We start from the raw sequence: 20,243 nt of genomic DNA on the forward strand, positions 1-20,243 counted from the left end.
GGCGGGGGCGGGGTGGGCGCCCCTGGGGCGCTCCCCCGGGCCCACCCCGGGCACGCGGGCGGGGTCAGCCCCCGCCACGAGGCAGCCTTCCGCCGGCTCGGCCCGAGTTTCGAGGGCCGCCGGGTGTCGGGCATCGGCTTCGACCGGGAGACGTTGTTGCGTTCCGGCATCAAGGGTGCCGACGCGTTCGCCGCCGTGAGCAGCGGTGACAATTCCAACATTCTCGCTGCCCGTGTCGCCCGTGAGACCTTCGGTGTGCAGCACGTCGTGGCTCGCATCTACGACCCGGGCCGCGCCGAGGTCTACGAGCGGCTCGGCATACCGACCGTGGCGACCGTGCGGTGGACCAGTGACCAGATCGTGCGCAAGATCCTGCCGATGGGTGCACTGCCGGTGCACACCGACGCCAGCGGCAAGGTGATGATCGCCGAGGTGCCGCCGGACTCGTCCTGGGTGGGCACGCCGCTGCGACACATCGAGGAGGCGACCGGCGCGCGCGTCGCCTACCTGACGCGGCTCGGCGACGGGATGGTGCCCGGCAACGACTCCGTGTTCCAGGAGGGCGATCTGCTGCACCTGAGCCTGCCCAGCGCACGTGTGCAAGAGGTCGAGAACGTGCTCAAGTCCGCCAAGCCGGTCGACTGACCCCGAGACAGCTGCATTCAAGGAGATTCGTCAGATGCGCGTTGTTGTCGTCGGAGCCGGGAGCGTGGGGCGATCGATCGCCCGCGAGTTGATCCTGCGTCATCACCAGGTGCTGATCATCGACAAGTATGCCGACGAGGACCGCTCGAGCTCGGTCCCCGAGGCGTCCTGGTTGCTCGCCGACGCCTGCGAGATCTCGACGTTGCGCGAGGCCAACGTGGAGACCTGCGAGGTCGTCGTCTGCGCGACAGGTGACGACAAGGTCAATCTCGTCGTGTCGCTGCTGTCCAAGACGGAGTTCGGCATCGGCCGCACGGTGGCTCGGGTGAACAATCCGAAGAACGAGTGGATGTTCGACGAGGCGTGGGGCGTGGACGTCGCGGTGTCGACACCGCGGTTGATGACGGCGTTGGTCGAGGAGGCCGTCAGTGTCGGCGACCTGGTCCGGCTGTTCCAGTTCCAGCAGGGCAAGGCCACCATGGTGGAGATCACGGTCCCCTCCGACAGCCCGAACGTCGGACGCGCGGTCGGTCAACTGGAGTTGCCACAGGACTGCGTGCTGGTCGGCATCATCCGCGATGAGATGCCGATGGCGCCGGATCAGTACGACACCATCGAGGCACTGGACGAGCTGCTGTTGCTGGCGACCCCGGAGGCCGAGCAGTCACTGGGCGCCGTACTCACCGGCCGGCCGGCCGACCAGATCCGCACGCACTCGCCGGCGGGTGAATGACCTCCTTCTCTTCGGAGATGCCGTTCCGTGTCGAGCCAGTGTCACGCTGTGTTGATGAAAGCCACAGAAGCGATCACCAACCTGCACACCGGCGATGTTGAGCGGGCGAGAGAGTTCTTCCGTTTCCTCGGCCTGGAAGAGCAGACCATGAACCAGGGCTGGGTGGCCCGATTCAGCTCTCCGGACTCGGGCGCATGCGTCCAGGTCGTGACCCACGACGCAACTGCGCCGGAGGACTCCGTCATGACCATCAAGGTCGACGACGTCGATGCGGCGTACCACGCGGCACAGCGACGCGGCTACGAGATCGTGCACCCGCTGACCGATGAACCGTGGGGCATTCGCCGGTTCTTCGTCCGAAGCCCTGATGGGCACGTGATCAACGTCGCTTCGCACCGCGCCTGAGGTCGTCGCTCTGAAATGGATCCCGCACACTCCATAGTGTCGGCACCTGACAATCAGGATTCACCAGTGAACGAGCCCGCATGCCGACTCACCATTCCGGGGCGATGCCGCGCTACTGCGGATTCCGCCAGCACGCCTACGACCGATTGTTGGTCTCCTATGACCACTGCGGCGATCGGTGGACCCCGCGTTCGGCGGCCACTCGACTCAGTACTTGACCGTGGTGGTCGGCAGCTTCAGAGCTGGCTGCCAGGAGGATCGCTTGCATCACATCGATCGTCATATAGTCGCCGTCTTGCTGGAGGACCTGTGAACGGGACGGCGGCGCGTTATCGTCGACGAATGCCAGCGACTCCCACCGGAAGCTGGTCCGAGGCCGGTGTCGACACCCCGGGCGTCGAAGTGGTTGTCGCGCATTCAGAACGCGTGACGCTGCGCGTCGGCGACGTATTTCTGAAGATCGACACGGACTCTGCGCGCCTCGACCGAGAGATCGAGGTCATGGCCGAGGCGCCGGTCCCCATCCCCGCGGTCCTGTGGCGCAAGCCATCGGTCCTTGCCCTCACGCAGCTTTCTGGCGCGGCGCTCGCCGTACTCGGAAAACCCTCGACGGCATCCTCGTCGGCATGGGTTGCCGCTGGTGCCACCATCCGCACGCTCCACGGCGCGCCACTGCCGCCGTGGCCAAGCAGCCAGTGCCAGCAGCAGCCCGTCCGCAACAATCGTGGCACCGTCGGATTTCCGCCACTGCTGGACCCCGAATGTGAATGGCTCGTGTCGAACGATGTCGTGTCCGCCGATGTCGTCAGACGCAACCGCCAGATCGCACGCGCGGCCCTGCGCCCCTGGACACCGGTGTTCATCCACGGCGACCTACATGCCGATCACGTATTTGTCGACGGTGGCGAGGTGAGCGGCGTCGTGGACTGGTCGGAGGGCGGCCATGGCGATGCGATGTATGACCTCGCCACCCTGACACGCGGACACGAGGAGCACCTGGGCGACGTCATGACCGGCTATGGCGGCGAGGTCGAGACGGACGTGATCCGCGCGTACCTGGTCGCTGCGAAGTCTGATGGAGATCAGATGGCTGGTCGAACACGGTCACGGCGAGCCGGCGATGTTGCCACAGGTCGCGCTGCTCAACTTCCTGGCCGCCCGCACATAAGTGCGCGGCAAACCGTCACGTTGCCCTGCTGATGACGCCACAGGTGAACCACCTCATGTACGACGCGTCTCCATGACGTGCGCCATCCGTCGGAGATGCACCAGGCACCGCTCATGCGGCAGGGCGGTCCGCCGGTGCCAGATTGCTCATCCGGCCGGGGGTCAGGTCCCAGGCCACGCCGTCGGCGGTGACGACCGCGAGGTATCCCTTGGCGTGGACCACGCCGTGATGCCGCGTGCACAACAGGGTCCCGTTACCGACGGCGGTGGTGCCGCCGGCCCACCAGGGAATGATGTGGTGTGCCTCGCACCACCCCGGCGGCCGGTCGCAGCCAGGGAACGTGCAGTGCTTGTCCCGCACGATGATCGCCGTGCGCACCGCTCCGGTGAACAGCCGCACTTCCCGACCGACATCCAGTGGCTGACCGTTGCCACCGAGAACCACCGGGATGATGTCTGCGGCACAGGCCAGCTGCCGCGCGGTGGCGGCGTCGAGCACCTGTCCGGTCGCGGTCACACCGAAGCCCTGTCTGCCGAGTCGACGCAGCAGGTTGTCCAGACCCATCGTCACGATCACCTTCGCCGTGGACCGCATCGCTTCCGGGTCGGCGCACCGTGCGGCCGCCCCGAGCAACTCCATCAGCGCATCGGCTCGTCGTTTGCCCGGGGTGCGCTCATCGCGGAGGGCGGCACCGGTCCGCGGGTCCTTACCCGGCCGGGGAGCGGACAACGCGGTGATCGCCTCGAACATCTGCGCGGCGTGCGCGGGTGACAGGACTGCGATCATCTCCCTCAACCCGCTGGGCAGCTCACGCCAGGACAGTGACTCCGCGCGTTGCGCCCTCTCCTCCACGTCCGGCAGCTGCTCGTCCCCGAACTCGGCGATGATCCGCTTGGTCAAGCCACGCAGATCGGCCCGGGTGCTGCCCGCCCGGGTCAGCTGCAGGTAGTAACCGAGCACCTGCTCCCGCCGGGCGTCCGGCAGGGCGACCATCGCCTTGGGCACCTCGGCCAGCACCGTCACCAGCATCGAGACGCTCAACTGGCCGGCCACGAACACTGCCCGCAAGGTCGCATTCTCCGGCCGGTTGATGGACTCCGCGGCCACCGTCAACCGGCTCGCCTCGGCCGGCTCCAAGAACGCTGCCCGATCGGTCAGCCACTGCCGTGCCCCACCGCTGTCCGAGGCGTGGACCACCCCGCGTTGCACTGCGTCCGCCAGTGCCAGCACCAGGGAACGCTCCGCGCACTCCCGAACGTGCAGCAACACCTGCGCGGCGTCCGCCAGGTCATCATCGGACAATTGACCGCACGCGTCGCCCAGGTCACGCAGCCGGCCGCCCGAGCCACGCAGCGCCTCCAGCGCCGCTGCTCCTACGCCCGGGCCCACGGCGGTGCCGGCCCCCGCCGGCACTCCTGCCAAGACCCCACCGGCATCCGGCACGGCATACGCCGACAGATCCACCGGGTCCGGCAACCCGCCGAACCCGGGACCATCCGACGCGGCCTCCCGATTTGCTCCCATGCTTTATCATACGTTTGTTCGATGTCTTGCGCAAGGGTCACGCACCGCAAAAGTGCCGAATATTCCAGTCCTGCAGCGGCTTTCGGCGTCGCAACCGACGAGCTGACTTCACCCGCCGGTGATCAGTTCGCGCCGGTCTTGATCTCGTAGGAGGGGTTGAAGATCGTGGGGGTGCCCTTGAGGTAGGTCACCCGGCCGGTGACCTTCAGGTAGGTGCCCGGCTCGATGCCGGCGATCCTGCGCCGGCCGAGCCAGACCAGGTTCATGGTGCGGCTGCCGTCGTCCAGGTCGACGACCATGGCAGGCACCGAGTCAGCACGCGGGCGGAGGCTGACGCTGCGGACGGTGCCGCAACAAGATGCGATGGACCGGTCGGCGGCGTCACAGATCGGGGTGGCGCCCAGCCTGCGGGTGCTCTCCTGCAGATCGTCGTTTTCCAGCGAGTCATCCGACTTGGTCAGCCGATCCGCGACCTTGCCCCACGAGGTCTTCCAGCTCATCTCAACGGACCTCGGTGATCTCCGGGCCGCGTTCGAACGGCTTGAAGTCGTCGGCGGTGTCGGACCGGTCACCGGTCTGATCCGGCGTGGCGTCGGGGTCCTGTGCTGCCGCGGCCTCGGCCTGCTCCTGCACGTCCTGCGGGATCTGCAGCGGCAGCATCTCGCGCGGCGCACGCGGCTCGCTGCCGCGCGTCACCACGGTCCGGCGCAGGAACTCGACCAGCTGGTCACCGGCGGCCTCGTCGATCGCGGCGTTGCCGGACAGCACGGCCCGCAGGAACCAGCGGGGGCCGTCCACGCCCACGAAACGGGCGGGCGCGTAGGTGGTGCGGCCGTCCGGCCCCTGCGTGGGCATCCGGGTGTGCAGCTCGATCCCGAGCGGGCCGAGCTTCTCCTCGGCCGTGCCACCACCGGCGAGCAGATTGTCGGCGATCTCGTCGCGAATGTCGTCCCACACGCCGCGGCTCTTGGGAGCGGCGAACGCCTGCAACTGGCACGCCGCGCCGTCGACCACAGCGGTGATGCCGGTGATCTCCTGCCCGGCGTCGTCGACGTCCAGCCGCAGCTCCATGCCGGCCACCGGGACGATCGCAACGGCACCGAAGTCGAGGTGTCCGTCGAGCTCCTTGATTTCGGAACGGTCGAACGGACCGTGGGACCGGTCGAGGTCGTGCGGACGAGGCAGTCGGGTGCGCGTGTCCTCGTGATCGCCGGCCGCGTCGGGGTCGGCCGCGTCGGCCTCGTCGGCCTCGGCGTCAGCGGGGACGGTCGCCTCCTCGACGTCCGCATCGACACCGTGCTCGGCGTCCTGCTCGGCGTCCTGCTCGGCGTCGATGTCCTGCTCGGCGTCGGTCGCGACGTCGGCCGGGTCGGCCTGCGTGTCCTTGGCCTTGCGCCGGAAGAGTGCCACTGCGCTCGCGCCCCTTTGTGGTGGTTGCTATCGGATGAATGAGGTCGGTGGTGAAGAGGTCGTGCTGGGAAGACGGTCAGCGGTCGCCGGAGCGACCGTGGTCATCTTTCCCAGTGTCGCCCCAGACGGACCGCCGACGCGAATCGACGGTCCGGAGCGTATGGCGGCAGGGCCGACTCGTGGCTCGCGTCGTCCCTGCCGTCGACTGCCGCATGTGTCAGGCCGCGCACTCCGTGCAGACCGGCAGTCCGCCGACCTCCTTGGCCAACTGACTGCGGTGATGCACCAGGAAGCACTTGGAGCAGGTGAACTCGTCGTTCTGTCGCGGGATGACCTGGACCGAGAGCTCTTCGCCCGACAGATCCGCCCCGGGAAGTTCGAAGCCTTCGGCCTGCTCCGTCTCGTCGACGTCGACATTCGCGGTGCTCTTGTCGTTGCGACGTGCCTTCAACTCCTCGATCGAGTCGTTGTCGATGTCGTCGTCGGTCTTGCGTGGAGCGTCGTAATCTGTTGCCATTGCGTGTTTTTCCCGTCTCCTCGTCGCCCAGCCCGCACGCATGGGCGGAAATTTCGGTGTCCTTGCGCGCAATAACGCTGAACAGCCGCGTTTTGTGCCCGGACCGCCGGGGATTTTGCCTCATCCGACCAGCCGCCCAACAGGCGGGGTCCGATGTTTGTTCCGCAGCCGCTCAGCGGTCGACCATCGGAGCCAGCTGCGTGACGAAGTCAGCGCCTCCCGCGACCACCAGCTCGTGGGTCGGAGCACGACCCGCAGGACCCTGCACGAGGCCTCCGGCCTCGGTCACGATCAACCACCCGGCCGCCAGGTCCCAGGGGTGCAGACCGGCTTCGTAATAGCCGTCCAGCCGCCCCGCGGCGACCGAGCAGAGGTCGAGCGCCGCGCTGCCGGCTCGCCGGATGTCGCGGACCTGCGGCACGAGTTCGGCCACCAGAGCGGCCTGCCGCGTGCGCTTGTCGACGTCGTAGCCGAAGCCTGTCGCCAGCAGGCTGAGCGCCAGGTCGGCCTGGGCGCTCACCTGCAGGGCGGTCGACCGGCCGCGGTGGTCCAGGAACGAACCGGCGCCGAGGCCCGCGTGGAAGAGCTCGTCCGTCACGGGATTGAGGACGGCACCGGCCACCGGCCGCCACGCACCGGGGGTGTACACATCGCCGACGCAGGCGGCGACGGAGACGGCATACGCCGGCAGCTGGTAGAGGTAGTTGACGGTGCCGTCGATGGGGTCGACGACCCAGCTGATGCCGGTCCGCGACGGCTGTGCGGCGCCCTCCTCGCCCAGCAGCCCGTCGCCGGGGCGGGCCGTCGCAAGCCGGGTGCGCAGCAGTTCCTCGCTGCGCTTGTCCATGACGGTCACAACGTCGGTCTGGGTGCTCTTGGTCGCCGCCACGCCGAGATCGTCCGGTCGCTCCTCGACGATGAGGTCGCCGGCTTCCCGGGCGAGGGTGCACGCGATGGTCTCCAGGTCGGCGATCTCGTCGGCCGACAGCTCCGGTGTCGTTGCGGTCATCGCGGGTCAGTCCCTCCCGCAGGCGGCCGGTTTGGCCACGCGCAGGTTGGGGCAGCAACCGGGTGCGCAGATCGACGGCATCGCCTCGCCGGGCCAGGCGATCGCTTCCACCCGCTCCCCTCGCGCCTCGGCCGCGCGCTCCTCGACCAGGTCCACCAGGCCCATGACGAACTCTGCATCGGTGCCGACCGTCGGCACCCGTGTCATCCGCAGCCCGACCTCGTCGGCCGTCTCGGCGGCTTCGGTGTCCAGGTCGTGCACGACCTCCATGTGGTCGGAGACGAAGCCGATCGGGGCGACCACCACGTCGGTGATGCCGCTGCCGGCCAGTTGCCGCAGGTGGTCGTTGACGTCAGGCTCCAGCCACGGTTGCTCCGGGCGGCCCGAGCGTGAGCAATAGACCAGCGCGCCACTGAGGTTGCGATCGAGGGTGATGCCGGCCTCATCGAGGATGACGTGGGCGATCTCGTCGTGTTGGTGCTCGTAGAGGTTGCCCTCGCCGTCGCCGGGGCCGGAGGTGTCGTCCATGGCCGTCGGGATCGAATGGGTGACGAACACGACCCGCAGCTTGTCGTCGTCCGGCTGGCCGCTGGCGCGGACGGCGTCGGTCACGAGCCGCGCGTTGACCCTGGCGAAGCTGGGATGGGTGGCGTACTGCCGGATCTTGTCGACCTGCAAAGTGCGGCCTTCATCCGCCAGTTGCTCGAGCGCCCCGGCGATGTCCTCGCGGTACTGCCGGCACGAGCTGTATGACGAATACGCGCTGGTCGTGACCACCAGCACCCGCTCTGCTCCGGAGTCCTGCGCCCCACGCAGCACGTCGACCAGGAACGGCTCGCTGTTGCGGTTGCCGACCAGCACGGGCGTCGAGTAGCCGCGCCGACGCAGCTCGGCCCGGATCGCCTGCTGCAGGGCGCGCGTCTGGTCGTTGATCGGGCTACGCCCGCCGCGGGCGTAGTAGTGCTCGGCGACCTCGGCGAGCCGCTCGTCCGGGATGCCGCGGCCGCCGGTGACCCGGCGCAGGAACGGCATCACCTCCTCCTCACCCTCGGGACCGCCGAAGGAGAGCACCAGCACGGCGTCATACGGCTCGAGGGCCAGGGACTCGCCCTCGGGCGAAGTCACGGGGTCGAAGGCCCGCTCGGTGGTCGGCTCGGTGGTCGGCTCGGTGACCGGCTGACCGGCCGGTTCGGTGGCGGGCGCCTCCGGACGGTCGGGTCGCGCGGACGGCTCGGGGGGCTCCGCGATCGGCGAGGACATCTTGTGGCTCCTGCGAGGTGCGAATGGGGCCGGCGCGGGACGGCCGACAAACGCCAGCGTACGACGCCCGCCGGACGCTCGGCATGAGCCCGTCACGAGGTGGCCACTGGCCCTCGTCCGGCGCGCCCTGCCGGGTCCACACCGCGCGTCGTGGCATGGTTGGCTGCGGCTGATTGCAGCGAGACTGCAGCGGCGGACGGATCCGAGCTGGACTCGGCGCACCACGGGTACCTGGGAGATACGCACATGCGGGAGCTGCGACTGATCGGCGTCCATGACGACGGCGAACACCTGCTTCTCACCGAGGACGGTGACGACCGCTTCACGGTGCCGATCGACGACGCCCTGCGTGCGTCCTTGCGTCGTGCGGCGCCGGCGCCCTCGGCTGACGTCGACGTGGTGCCGGTGCCTGAGGATCTGCGCCCGCGCGACGTGCAGGCCTTGCTGCGCGCCGGCGTCTCGGTGACCGACGTCGCCGAACGCGCGGGATGGACGGTGGACAAGGTCCGCCGCTACGAGGGCCCGATCCGCGCCGAGCGCGACCACGTGGCCGGCCTGGCCCGACAGCTCGCGGTGAGCGGCGGATCCGCCGGCCGCGCCGACACCACCTTCGGCGACCGCGTCGAACACCGCCTGGACGGCCGCGGCGTCGAGGCGGACGACGTCGTCTGGGACTCCTGGCGCGGACGTGACGGCGACTGGACCGTGTTGGTCAGCTTCCCCGCCGGAGGCCGGCAGCGCCGCGCCACCTGGCACTTCGACGTGCGCAGCCGCACCCTGGAGCCCACCGACGACGAGGCACGCTGGCTCGGCGAGGACGAGGGCTCACCCGGTCCGTTGTCCGTCGGCGTCGGCCGCGAGTCATCGGTCTACGACGTGGAGGCCGAAGGCGGTCTCAACGCCGGCACGAAGACGTCGGTCCGCCGGGTGCGCGGCGGCCGGACCTCCGCCACCGCGGTGCCGCAGCAGCCGGCGGGTGGAGCTGCTGCCACGACGGGCGCCACGGCCGGCTCCGCGGCGGCCGGCCGGCCGAAGGGTGGCGGGTCAAAGGGTGGCGGGTCGACGGGGGGCGCCCAGCAGGCCGAGCCCGGCGACGGCCCCGTCGACCTGGTGGCCGCGATGCGCGAGCGGTCCAAGAACCGGCGCCGCAAGGGCCGGTCGGCCGCACCGCACGACTTCCCCGAGGACGCGGCGCCGCGCGAGCACCTGGACACCTCCGGCGAGGCACCGCCGGTCGGCTCACACCCGCGCCCGGAGGACCTCGCCGCCGCGGAAGGCGCCGCCGGGACCCAGGACACCAGCGCACCGGCCGCGGCCAAGCCCTCGGTAGAGCAGCTGGGGCACGACCCGGTCACCGGCACCGCCGATCTCTTCGCCGATCTGGACGAGCCTGCCGAGTCGCAGCAGCAGGCGACGGACGTGGCGGCCGAGGACGAACACGCCGCCGACGAACACGCCGCGGACGACGGCAGCGAACCGGCCGAGACAGCACCGGGCACCGACACCGGCGACGCGGAGAGCCGGCCGGTCGACACCGACCCGGTGGACACCGCACCCGTGGACGAACCGCAGGACGCCGAGCCGGACTCCGTCATACCGGACCGGCCGACCACGGCGCGCAAGGGCCGGCCGAGCGTGCCCAGCTGGGACGACATCATGTTCGGGCGTCGTCCCGGGCGCGACTGAGCGCGCACCGGGTCCGGCCGGTTAGCGCCAGCCGCCGGGTCGATCCCGCGGTGTCGGCTTCCGGCCCGCTTCGGGTGGCCGGTGCCGCGCCACGTCGCTGCGTCGCACGCTGATCGTCTCGGCCTCGTCGCGGGGCGTCTCGGCCTCATCATGCTGCTCCGGCGGCGCCGCGCGGTGTCCCGGCAGGTGCGGTGCTGCGGCGCGCACCCGGCCGGGCACCGGCAGCGAGCGCCCGCTGTTCCAGATCAGCACGACGGTGGCCCAGCCGACCAGCACGACCGCGGCGACGACCATGCCCAGCGACGCGTTGGTCGGTATGACGACGGCGATGATGCCGCCGATGACCCAGGCGAACTGCAGCAGCGTCTCGGAGCGACCGAAGACGCTGGTGCGCATGTGCTCCGGAACCGTGTTCTGGATCTGCGAGTCGAGCGCCAGCTTGCCCAGCTGTTGCCCGGTGCCGGCGACGAAGCCGACGGCGACGGCGGTCACCACGGTGAAGTGCGCAGCGGCGACGACCACCATCGCCGCGTCGGCGACGAGCGTGGACAGCACGATCGTCTTCGGGGAGGCGATCTTCAGCACCGCACCGGCGACCGTGCCGACCGAGTTGCCGACGCCGGCGGCGCCCAGCACCAGGGCGAGCAGCAGCGTCTCCTTGCCCTCCCAGCCCGGGAACGGGTGACTGCGCACCAAAAAGGCCAGGAAGATGGTCAGGAAACCGGACAGCCAGCGCAACCCGGTGTTGGCACGCAGCGCGGTCACCACGGCCGGGCCGACGCCGCGGCCGGCGGCCTTGCCCGTCGTCAGGCCGGACGGTGCGGGCTTCTCCCCCACGGCCGAGTCGACCCGTGGCGGCAGCAGGACGGCCAGCACGGTGCCGACGGCGAACAGCAGCGCCCCGACGCGCAGCGACCAGGCGGCACCGCCGAGCTTGGCCGCACCACCGGCCAACGCACCGGCGACGCCGGCGCCGATCACACCGGCCAGCGACAGCCGGCCGTTCGCCTTAACCTGGGTCAGCTGGGGCGGCAGCACGCGCGGTACGGCCGAGGACCGGGTGACCAGGTAGGCACGCGACGCCACCAGCACACACAGCGCGACCGGGAAGAGCCACACCGAGTCACGCTCGACCGCACCGGCGAGCACCCAGCACAGGAACGCGCGGATCGCCAGCGTGAAGCCGATGGCCCAGCGCCGGCCGTGCCGGAAGCGGTCCAGCAGCGGGCCGAGCAAGGGCGCCACGACGGTGAACGGCAGCATGGTGAGCACCAGGAAGAGCAGCACTTGACTCTTGGCCTGCGCCGAGGAGACGGAGAAGAAGACGGTGCCGGCCAGGCCGATGGTCACCGTCGCGTCACCGGCGGAGTTGAAGGCGTGGACCTGGATCATCCGCGCCAGACCGCTCTCCCCCGCACCTTGGGCCTCGCTGGCCTTGCGGGCGGCATACACGGTCTTCTTGCTGGCGGTCGCCGTCAGTCGAGCCATCGCTCCCGCGCCCCGCACGAAGCCACGGCCGGCCGCGAGCGCGGTGTCGCGGCCGGCGTGCGGGCTGTCGCCGTGCGGACCCCCGTCGTGCGGGCGTTCGTGCGGCACGCCGTCGTGGCGGCTGGTGCCACCGGCGTCCGGGGCGGCGGGCAGGGGTTCGCTGCCGCTTTCAGAGGGGTATGGCGCCCGCTGCGCGGGCCGGGTCCGTGGTGCCCGTGGGCCGGGCGGCATCGGTCGCGTGCGGGACGGCTGCGGGACGGGCTCGGTGAAGGCCCGGTCACGTTCGGCGCGGCGGCGTTGCCTGCCCGATCGGCCGTCCCGTGTCATGTGCCCATCATGCCAAGTGCGAGCCGGAATCTCCGGCAGCGGGCTCGGCGGCTCGCGGCTGGCTGCCCGGCAGCGGGCACAGGCCGAGATCGAAGGGCAGGACCTCGTCGGAGAAGGACTGCGCGCGTGCGGCGTGGGAGGTCATCCGGCGCATGTAGTGGCGGCGGCACAGCACTTCGTACTCGACCACGGCCGGGCTGCCCTGAGCAGTGTCACCGACGACGACCTGCTCGCCCTCGACAACCCTGTCGCCGTCGACCACCCGCGCGTTGTGCGTGGCCCGCTTGCCGCACCAGCACAGCGCTTCGACCTGCGGCACCTGGGTGCGGTCGGCCAGCTCGATCAACCGCCGGGAGCCCGGGAAGAGCTGGGCGCGGAAGTCTGCGGTGATGCCGAAGGTGAAGACGTCGATGTTCATCTCGTCGACCAGCCGTGCCAATTGCTCGACCTGGGCGGGCGTGTAGAACTGCGCTTCGTCGCAGATGAGGTAGTCGATGACCCGGCCACCGGTCGCTTGCTCGACGACCACCTCCCAGAAGTCGAGGGAGTCGTCGACCTCGATCGCCTCGTGTGACAGGCCCAGCCGTGACGACAGCACCGCGGAGCCGGCGCGGTCCAGCTTGGTGAACACCAGGCCGCGCCGTCCGCGGGCGCGGTGGTTGTGGTCCATCTGCAGCGCGAGGGTGGACTTGCCGCAATCCATGGTGCCGGAGAAGAAGACGAGTTCAGCCACGGTCGGACAGCCTACGAGGGGCGTTCATCGCGCCGACAGGTGAATGAACGGCACGTGCTGCTCGGCGTCGGTGAGTGATCCGTGCTGGCCGATCAGGCTGACGATGCGAGAGTTCATCACCCGGGTGTCGACGAAGCCGATCGGTGCGTGCACGGCCACGATCACGTCGCCGAAGCGGGGTAACACCTCGGGCGTCACCGGGCCGAAAAGCCCTGCGGCGGCTGCTTCTTCGCGCGTCATCACCCAGCCCTGATCGCCGACACGCGCCGACCAGGTCGCGGCGACGTCAGCGGCGGCGCCGGTGCGGCAGTAGAGCTGCAGACCCCGCGGCTCGCCGCCGACGAGTTCGATGCCGGCGCGCAGCTCCGGATCGTGCGCGATGTCGGTCTTGGCCGCGTCCGGCACGTCGACCATGCCGTGGTCGGCGGTCACCGTCAGCGAGGTGTCGTCGGGCAGCAGGGTGCGCAGTCGGCGCAGCTCGCCGTCGAGCAGCTCGACCGCTTCGCCCCACTGCCAGGAGTCGCACCCGTGCTGGTGTCCGGTGCGGTCGACGTCGCCCCAGTAGAGATAGACCAGCGCCCGCGGCGTCGCCCGGACCGCCCGCACCGCCGCATCGACCGCCGCCGGCAGGTCCCGTGCGCCGGAGAACCGTGCGCCACGTAGCGCCGCGGTGGTCAGGCCGGAGCCGTCGAACTTGGCCGGGCCGATCATCGTGACGGGTATGCCGGCGGTGCCGGCGCGTTCGAACACGGTCGGATGAGGCTGCCACTGCTGCGGATCCGGGCCGTCGACCCAGTCGAGTTCGTTGAAGAGCCGGTCGCTGCCCGGCACCCGCACCTGGTAACCGGCCAGGCCGTGGGCCCCCGGCCGCAGGCCGGTGCCGAAGGTGCCCATGCTGGTGGCGGTGGTCGAGGGGAATCCCGCGGTCAGCACGCCGGGTATGGCGGGATCCTGGCTCGCCGCGGACACCCGCAGGAAGGGCGCGTGGCCAGACCGGGTCCGCAGCAGCTGCGCACCGAGCCCGTCCGCCAGGACGACGACGGCTCGTTGCGCGGGGGGCAGCGGCGCCCGGGTCGCCGCCGGCGCGAGGTCCGGGCCACCCAGCGACGCCACGACACGGGGCAGCACTCCCGCCAGGCCCCCCGCGTCGTATGACGGCGTGCCGGCTGCGCTGATCGCCACCGTCAGCGTCCGATGGCGGCAGACAGCGCGGCCGAGAACGTTTGCGCCTGCTGCAGATTGGCGTCACCGTCGGCGTCCGCGCTGACCCGGACGGTGACGTCGTCACCGGTGATGGTGCCCTCGTAGCCGTGGTCGGCGTCGCAGGTCGGGTCCGCACAGTTGGCCGGCAGCAGGTCCACCCGGGACACTGCACCCCACGAGATGGTCAGCGTCACTTCCCGGCCGAAGGAACCTTCGACATACCGCTCGGGGTCGGGCACGACGCGGCCGAGCATGACGCCGCGCACGCAGGACAACGGCACCGTCTCGCTGGTCGCCGTCGCCACCATCCCCAGGTGCTGCACCGGCGAGTCGGGTGTCGGGGCGTGATCGTCGGCGTGCGCCAGGATCAGTCGGCTGTCGGTCAGCACGAAGACGGTGACGTGGCGTCGGACCGTCTCGTTGTCGATCGTCGTCTCCGCGTGCACCAGATGCGAGGTGATGTTCTCGGTGCCGACCGCGGCGGCGACCACATCGGCCACGAGCAGCGGGAAGTAGCCCGCCTGCTCGATGTCGGCGAGGAGCCCGGTGGGCAGCGCCGACGCGGTGATCTGCTTGCTGGACGAAGACATGCCCGTCATTGTCGCAGGTACGCGCTCGGCAGTGAGCGGCGTCCGGAATCGGTGCGCACCGCCGGGGGCGCGAGCGTCACGGACGCGCCGAGCACCTCGAGGCCCGCGACATGCGTGTTGACCGGATTCAACTCCAGGGAGGCCACGTCGGGCAGTTGTTCGGCAAGCACCGAGATGCGTGCGACCAGGTCCTCCAACGCGCCCTGGTCGATCGCCAGGCCGCCCCCGCGGCCGTGCAGCAACGGCGCGGCGCGCACGGAGTTGATCAGCTCGCGCACGTCGACCTCGGTCAACGGCGGGATCCGATAGGCGAGATCGCCCATCACCTCGGTCGGCGCCCCGGCCAGACTGAAGCGCACCACCGGCCCGAAGAGCGGGTCCTCGCCGGTCGCGACGATGCACGGGATGCCGGGAGTCGCCATCCGTTGCACGACCAGCCGATTGGCGTGCAGCGGCGCCAGCCGCTCGTCCAGCACGGTGTAGGCGTCGCGCACGGCGTCCGCATTCGCCAGGTCGACGCGCACGGAGGAGACCGGCTGGATGCGCACCAGCGGCGACACGGACTTGACCACGACCGGGTAACCCAGCTGCTCGGCGACCTGGACGGCTTCGTCGGCGGAGCGCACCGACGTGTGCGGCCACACCTCGATGCCGTATGCCGCCAGCAGCGTGCGCACCTCGGTCGCCGTCAGCTCCCGGCCGCCGGGTGATGCCTCGAGCACGGCGTCGACCAGCTGCTCCGCGGCGACCCGGTCGATGCCGTCGGGCAGCACCGGAGCGCCGCGATCGGTGGCCCGCCACTCGCCGTACCGGGTGGCCGCCGCGAGTGCGCGGACACCGTCCTCCGGGACGGCGTAGGAGGGCACGAACCGCTCGATCTGACTCCGCGGATCGGGGGCGGAGAGTGCGTCGGTGACGCCGCTGATGCCGAGGAACGTCGTCAGGCACGGCTTGGGGTGCCGTGCCGAGACGGTTGCGAGCGCTGCCGCGAGCCCGATGCCCTGGGCGATGGCCGGTTGCATGAAGGCCGTGACGACACTGTCGACGTCCGGGTCGGCGAAGGCTGCCTCGACGGCGGTCTCCAGTTGCGCCGGAGTGCATTCGGCGGGCAGATTGACCGGCCCGTGGGTGATCTGCAGGCCCCAGCTGACGGCGTTGTCCGCGGCCAGCGCGCCCAGCGCGTCGGAGTTGCCGACGATCGCCACCCGCGGCCCGTGCGGGATCGGCTGGTTGACCACCAGTTGGGCCACGTCGAACATCTGGTGCAGGTTCTCCACGCGTATGACGCCCGCCTGGCGCAGCATGGACTTGAACGCATCCGGTGAGGTGTGGGTCGGCCGGACGCGGTGGCCGGGCGGCACGCCGTAGGACGACACGCCGGACTTGACCACGATGACCGGCTTCTGCAGTGACAGCCGGCGCGCGATGCGGGAGAACTTGCGCGGGTTGCCCATCGACTCCAGGTAGAGGCCGACGGCGGCGGTGCTGTCGTCGTCGATCCAGGCCTGCATGACGTCGTTGCCGGAGACGTCGGCGCGGTTGCCGGTGGAGACGAAGTCGGTCAGCCCGAGTCCGCGGCGGTCGGCGAAGTCGAGCACCGCGATGCCCAGGGCGCCGCTCTGCGCGAAGAGGCCGAAGCGTCCGTTGCCGGGCATCTCGGGCGCCAGGGTGGCGTTCATCCGCACGTCGTCGCGAGTGTTGATCAGCCCGAACGAGTTGGGGCCGGCGACGCGCATGCCGTGCCGGCGGGCGGTGCGGACCAGCTCCGCCTGCAGCCGCTCCCCCTCCGGGCCGGCTTCGGCGAAGCCGGCCGAGATCACCACCAGGGCCTTCACCTCGCGGGCCGCGCAGTCCCGCACCACCTGCAACACCTCACGCGCCGGAACGGCCACCACCACCAGCTCGACCGGCCCGGGCAGGTTCCGGACACTCGGGTGGACCGTGACGTCGGGGATCTCGTGGTGGATGTTGCGGTTGACGGCATACAGGGTGCCGGTGAAGCCGCCCGCCTGCAGGTGTTCGAAGACACCGCGGCCGAGACCGGTGGGCTGAGCGCCGACACCGACGACCGCGATCGAGGCCGGGGCCAGCAGCGAGCGCATGCTGCGCGCCTCCGCGCGCTGCTCCCGCGCCGCGCGCACCGCTTGCGACTGCTCGGTGGGCTCGATCCGGAAGGACAGGGCGATGACACCGTCGTCGAAGCGGCGCTGGATCTCGAAGCCCGCGTCCGTGAAGACGCCCATCATCTTGTGGTTCTGCGGCAGCACATCGGCGACGAACTCCTGCACGCCGGCCTCCGCACCGATGGCGGCCAGGTGCTCCAGCAGCACCGAGCCGACGCCGCGGCCCTGGAAGTCGTCGGCGATGTTGAAGGCCACCTCGGCGCGCGGCCCGTCGGGCCCGGTCAACCGGTCGTAGCGCGCCACGCCGACCATCCGGCCACCGGCCTCCACGATCAGGGCGACCCGCTGGAGGTAGTCGACGTTGGCGAAGCGCTGCGCCTCGCGATCGGACAGGTGCTTCAGCGGGGCGAAGAAGCGCAGGTAGATCGACTCGTCGGACTGGCGCTCGTGAAACTCCTGCAGCAGCCGGACGTCGTCGGGCCGGATCGGCCGCACCTGCGCGACCGAGCCGTCGCGCAGCACCACGTCGGCCTCCCAGTCGCGGGGGTAGCCCGGTGGCAGCTCACCCACGGGCTCGGTCGGTGCGACGCCGTCGGTCGAGTCCATGTCTCGAGCATGCCACTGTCGGCGGTCCGGTCGCCGACGCGTCAGGGCCGCGGGTCGATCACGCTCCACGATGCGCCGAAATCGGTGGTGCTCCAGAAGCCGTGCGTGGTGCGCGGCACGGCGTAGACGATCCCGGCCCCGGCGCTGGCCGTCCAGTCGAAACCGGTGCCCGGCAGCTGCTGACCCTTCGGCGGGGTCGCGGCGCCGAACCCGTGGCCGCCGTTGTTCGACACCATCAGGCTGTCCTCGCCACTGCTGGCCGGCACTCCGGACGTCTCCCGCGGCCCGCCGGCGGACGCCACGAGGTGCTGGCTGTCTGCGGCTGCCAGCGACACCTGCCCGAGACGCGGCAGCTTCAGTGCTCCGACCGAGATGCTCCGCCACGACCTGCCGCCGTCATCGCTGCGCACGATCGTGTAGGACAGGTGGTTGTCCGCCGTCGTGCGCGGGTCGCACAGCGCGAACAACAGCAGGTTCTTGGTGTTCGTGGCTGCGGTGAGTGCCTGCAGCGAGGCGCCCCGGCAGGCCGGCGGTGCATCCACGCGGGTGAGCGTCGAGTCGTCGAGCCGCATCGGCGCGACCGCGGAGGACGGGTCGGACGGGGTCAGCTGGATGAACGCCTGGCCGTTCTGCACGACCACGGTGCCGCCGCTGATCTGCGTGCTGGGCTTCACCTCGGCGTCGGCGGTGGCGATGGAGTTCTTGGCCGGGTCGAAACGGCTCACGTAGACCGGACCGTTGCACACGCCCTGGCCGCAGTTGTCGGCACTGAGCAACACGGCCTGGTTCTGATTGATCTCGACATCGAGCACGGTCTGGCCGGGGTGGCTCATCTTGGTGAAGCTGGCACCGGCGTCGTGGGTCACCCAGAGGTCGCCACCGAAGACGTAACCGGTCTGCGGCGTGGCGAAGCGGGTCTGGGTGATCGCGCGCACCGGCTGGATCCGCGGCACGGCCTGCCCGGTCGCCGCCGACACGTCGGTGCCGGTGAACCGGTGTACGGCGTTCCACTTCTCGCCGCTGGTATTGGACCGCAACAGCACCGGGCAGGTGTCGCCACCGCAGGTCTGCGAACCGAGCGCGTAGAGCGTGCTCTGTCCCGCGTTGCTGACCGACCAGGTGTCGAAGCTCGCCGGCACCGCGGTCGGTGTCTGCTGGGCGGACACCGAGGACGGTGCCGATGTCGGCTCGCCGGTGACGACCTGATCGGTCGCGCCGACGACGGCTTCGCCGCGGTGCACGCCATCGCTGATGCCGTCCTGCTGCCAGAGGAAGACGGCGAAGATCGCCAGCACCGCGACGGCGGCGCTGGACAGCAACGCCAACCGGTTGCGGCGTCGGGACGTGCGACGCGCCCCACGGACGATGCGCTGCCAGTCCAGGTCGGTCGCCCGGTCCTCGCGCACTTCGGCCCGCGCAGTGGCGAAGAACCGCGCCACCGGGTCGTGGTCGGCCGACGGCTCCCCGCCGTCATACCGCCCGCTCGTGCGTTCGTCACTCATCGGGACACCTCCAGCCGTCGGGCCAGCTGTTTGCGGGCATCGTGCAGGTCGCGCTTGATCGTGCCTTCGCTCTTGCCGGTCTGCAGGGCGACCTGGGCGACCGACAGGTCGGCGTAGTAGTGCAGCAGGACCACCAGCCGGAAGCGCTCGGGCAGCGACTCCACTGCCTCGCGCACCGTCAGCCGCGTCGCCGGGTCGAGCCCGGGGTCGGCGACGTCCACCGCGCGGGCGCTGCCGGCGGTGTACTTCTCGTATGCCGCGGCCTCCCGGCCGCGTTTGCGCCAGTGGTCGCGGACCTGGTTGGCGGCGGCGGTGTAGAGCCAGGCGCGGGGGTCCTGCACCGTGTGCCAGTGCGTCATCAGCTTCACAAAGGCCTCCGTGGCCACGTCATGGGCCAAGTCCCGGTCACCGATCAACTGCGTGGTCCAACCGACGAGCCGTCCGAAGTGTGCGTCATACACCTCGCGGACGGCGCTTTCGACGGCTGCTTCCCCCGAAGCCACCCATCGCCACCTTTCCCGTGGGACGCGGACAGCAGCGCGCTGCCCGGTGATCGTCGCCGTCATACCCGAGTAGACGCCGCAACCGCGTGCGCGGTTGGTGCCCGCCACATGTGCGTTGTCGGCCGGTCCGGATGTGTCACCGGCCAGCCGAAAGCCTAACCCCCCGCCCTGCTGCGGCCGGCGCACCTAGGCTGCTGGCCATGGAGTTGCGTGACGCCGTGCTGCGGCGCCGGATGGTGCGCCGGTTCGATGCGGACCGGGACGTGTCGGAGGAGACCGTGCTGCGGTTGCTGGAGCTGGCGGTGCGGGCACCGAGTGCGGGTTTCAGCCAAGGTTGGGACTTCGTGGTCCTGCGCGGCGAGGAGCGCGACGCGTTCTGGGCGGCGACGACCGACGACGGCACACCGGACGCGTGGCTGCGCGGGGTCAGCGCGGCACCGGTGCTGATCATCTGCTGCTCGGACAAGGGCGCCTACCTGCGACGCTACGCGCGGGCGGACAAACCGTGGCAGGACCGGAGCGAGGAGCACTGGCCGGTCCCCTACTGGGACGTGGACACCGGTATGGCGGCGCTGCTGATGCTGCTGGGTGCCGTCGACGAGGAGCTGGGCGGGCTGTTCTTCGGGGTGCCGGTGGAACGGCTGGATGCGGTGCGCGAGGCGTTCGGCATACCCGCCGATCACGGCATCGTCGGGGTGGTGGCGGTGGGTCACCCGGCCGAGTCCACGCCGTCGGGCAGCACCCGGTCGGTGCGTCGGCGCGACTTCGGGGAGGTTGCGCACTTCGGGCGGTTCGGCAACGTCCACTGACC

19 protein-coding genes are annotated in these 20,243 nt (G+C 70.6%); 6 read left to right on the top strand and 13 right to left on the bottom strand.

From position 1 onward, the window contains the following. From ACTHL4_RS06410 to ACTHL4_RS06425, 4 genes are all read left to right on the top strand, one after another. Window positions 1-645: potassium channel family protein (locus tag ACTHL4_RS06410; protein WP_440281911.1), on the top strand; the 645-nt coding region annotated here is incomplete at its 5' end. A 34-nt stretch (window positions 646-679) separates the two neighbouring features. Further along, window positions 680-1,378, top strand: a complete 699-nt coding sequence (locus ACTHL4_RS06415; RefSeq protein ID WP_440281912.1) for a potassium channel family protein — start codon at window positions 680-682, stop codon at window positions 1,376-1,378. Window positions 1,379-1,432: 54 nt separating this feature from the next. Then, window positions 1,433-1,783 (top strand): VOC family protein, encoded by a 351-nt coding sequence (locus tag ACTHL4_RS06420; protein WP_440281913.1) that lies wholly within the window; start codon window positions 1,433-1,435, stop codon window positions 1,781-1,783. Between the two features lie 342 nt (window positions 1,784-2,125). Further along, window positions 2,126-2,983, top strand: a complete 858-nt coding sequence (locus ACTHL4_RS06425; protein ID WP_440281914.1) for an aminoglycoside phosphotransferase family protein — start codon at window positions 2,126-2,128, stop codon at window positions 2,981-2,983. 79 nt (window positions 2,984-3,062) lie between these two features. On the opposite strand, the gene ACTHL4_RS06430 is transcribed toward ACTHL4_RS06425, so the two are convergent. The 6 genes from ACTHL4_RS06430 to ACTHL4_RS06455 form a co-directional block, all read right to left on the bottom strand. Continuing rightward, window positions 3,063-4,475: a DUF222 domain-containing protein gene (locus ACTHL4_RS06430; protein ID WP_440281915.1), complete on the bottom strand. Its 1,413-nt coding sequence runs from the start codon at window positions 4,473-4,475 to the stop codon at window positions 3,063-3,065. 122 nt (window positions 4,476-4,597) lie between these two features. After that, on the bottom strand, window positions 4,598-4,975 hold the full coding sequence (locus ACTHL4_RS06435) for an OB-fold nucleic acid binding domain-containing protein (protein WP_440281916.1): 378 nt from the start codon (window positions 4,973-4,975) through the stop codon (window positions 4,598-4,600). A 1-nt stretch (window position 4,976) separates the two neighbouring features. Beyond that, window positions 4,977-5,885, bottom strand: a complete 909-nt coding sequence (locus ACTHL4_RS06440; protein WP_440281917.1) for a DUF3710 domain-containing protein — start codon at window positions 5,883-5,885, stop codon at window positions 4,977-4,979. A gap of 217 nt (window positions 5,886-6,102) precedes the next feature. Then, a complete protein-coding gene (locus ACTHL4_RS06445) occupies window positions 6,103-6,402 on the bottom strand; it encodes a DUF4193 domain-containing protein (RefSeq protein ID WP_440281918.1) in 300 nt (99 codons plus the stop codon). Between the two features lie 172 nt (window positions 6,403-6,574). Continuing rightward, a complete protein-coding gene (locus tag ACTHL4_RS06450) occupies window positions 6,575-7,411 on the bottom strand; it encodes an inositol monophosphatase family protein (RefSeq protein ID WP_440281919.1) in 837 nt (278 codons plus the stop codon). Window positions 7,412-7,417: 6 nt separating this feature from the next. Continuing rightward, window positions 7,418-8,671, bottom strand: coding sequence for a ferrochelatase (locus tag ACTHL4_RS06455; protein ID WP_440281920.1), 1,254 nt, complete (start codon window positions 8,669-8,671; stop codon window positions 7,418-7,420). Between the two features lie 246 nt (window positions 8,672-8,917). Between ACTHL4_RS06455 and sepH the strand changes: the two genes are divergently transcribed. Next, window positions 8,918-10,357, top strand: a complete 1,440-nt coding sequence (gene sepH, locus ACTHL4_RS06460; RefSeq protein ID WP_440281921.1) for a septation protein SepH — start codon at window positions 8,918-8,920, stop codon at window positions 10,355-10,357. Between the two features lie 21 nt (window positions 10,358-10,378). Here sepH and ACTHL4_RS06465 read toward each other — a convergent pair whose 3' ends face one another. From ACTHL4_RS06465 to ACTHL4_RS06495, 7 genes are read right to left on the bottom strand one after another with little or no spacing between them, the layout of a single operon-like run. After that, window positions 10,379-12,172: an MFS transporter gene (locus tag ACTHL4_RS06465; RefSeq protein WP_440281922.1), complete on the bottom strand. Its 1,794-nt coding sequence runs from the start codon at window positions 12,170-12,172 to the stop codon at window positions 10,379-10,381. Between the two features lie 7 nt (window positions 12,173-12,179). Then, the gene (locus tag ACTHL4_RS06470) at window positions 12,180-12,905 is read right to left on the bottom strand and encodes a thymidine kinase (protein ID WP_440281923.1); all 726 of its coding nucleotides are present in this window, start codon (window positions 12,903-12,905) and stop codon (window positions 12,180-12,182) included. 24 nt (window positions 12,906-12,929) lie between these two features. Further along, window positions 12,930-14,087 (bottom strand): alkaline phosphatase family protein, encoded by a 1,158-nt coding sequence (locus tag ACTHL4_RS06475; protein WP_440281924.1) that lies wholly within the window; start codon window positions 14,085-14,087, stop codon window positions 12,930-12,932. A gap of 2 nt (window positions 14,088-14,089) precedes the next feature. Next, the gene (locus tag ACTHL4_RS06480) at window positions 14,090-14,698 is read right to left on the bottom strand and encodes a DUF5998 family protein (protein WP_440281925.1); all 609 of its coding nucleotides are present in this window, start codon (window positions 14,696-14,698) and stop codon (window positions 14,090-14,092) included. 5 nt (window positions 14,699-14,703) lie between these two features. After that, a complete protein-coding gene (locus tag ACTHL4_RS06485; protein ID WP_440281926.1) occupies window positions 14,704-17,427 on the bottom strand; it encodes a bifunctional acetate--CoA ligase family protein/GNAT family N-acetyltransferase in 2,724 nt (907 codons plus the stop codon). A gap of 41 nt (window positions 17,428-17,468) precedes the next feature. After that, window positions 17,469-18,929 (bottom strand): hypothetical protein, encoded by a 1,461-nt coding sequence (locus ACTHL4_RS06490; RefSeq protein ID WP_440281927.1) that lies wholly within the window; start codon window positions 18,927-18,929, stop codon window positions 17,469-17,471. Further along, complete coding sequence (locus ACTHL4_RS06495; RefSeq protein ID WP_440281928.1) at window positions 18,926-19,432, bottom strand: RNA polymerase sigma factor; 507 nt, start codon at window positions 19,430-19,432, stop codon at window positions 18,926-18,928. Before ACTHL4_RS06495 ends, ACTHL4_RS06490 begins: the two co-directional genes overlap by 4 nt. Before the next feature lie 200 nt (window positions 19,433-19,632). On the opposite strand from ACTHL4_RS06495, the gene ACTHL4_RS06500 reads away from it, so the two are divergent. Then, window positions 19,633-20,241, top strand: a complete 609-nt coding sequence (locus ACTHL4_RS06500) for a nitroreductase family protein (protein ID WP_440281929.1) — start codon at window positions 19,633-19,635, stop codon at window positions 20,239-20,241. Window positions 20,242-20,243: the final 2 nt, after the last annotated feature.

The sequence above is a fragment of the Flexivirga sp. genome (assembly GCF_051955415.1).
GTDB lineage: Bacteria > Actinomycetota > Actinomycetes > Actinomycetales > Dermatophilaceae > Flexivirga.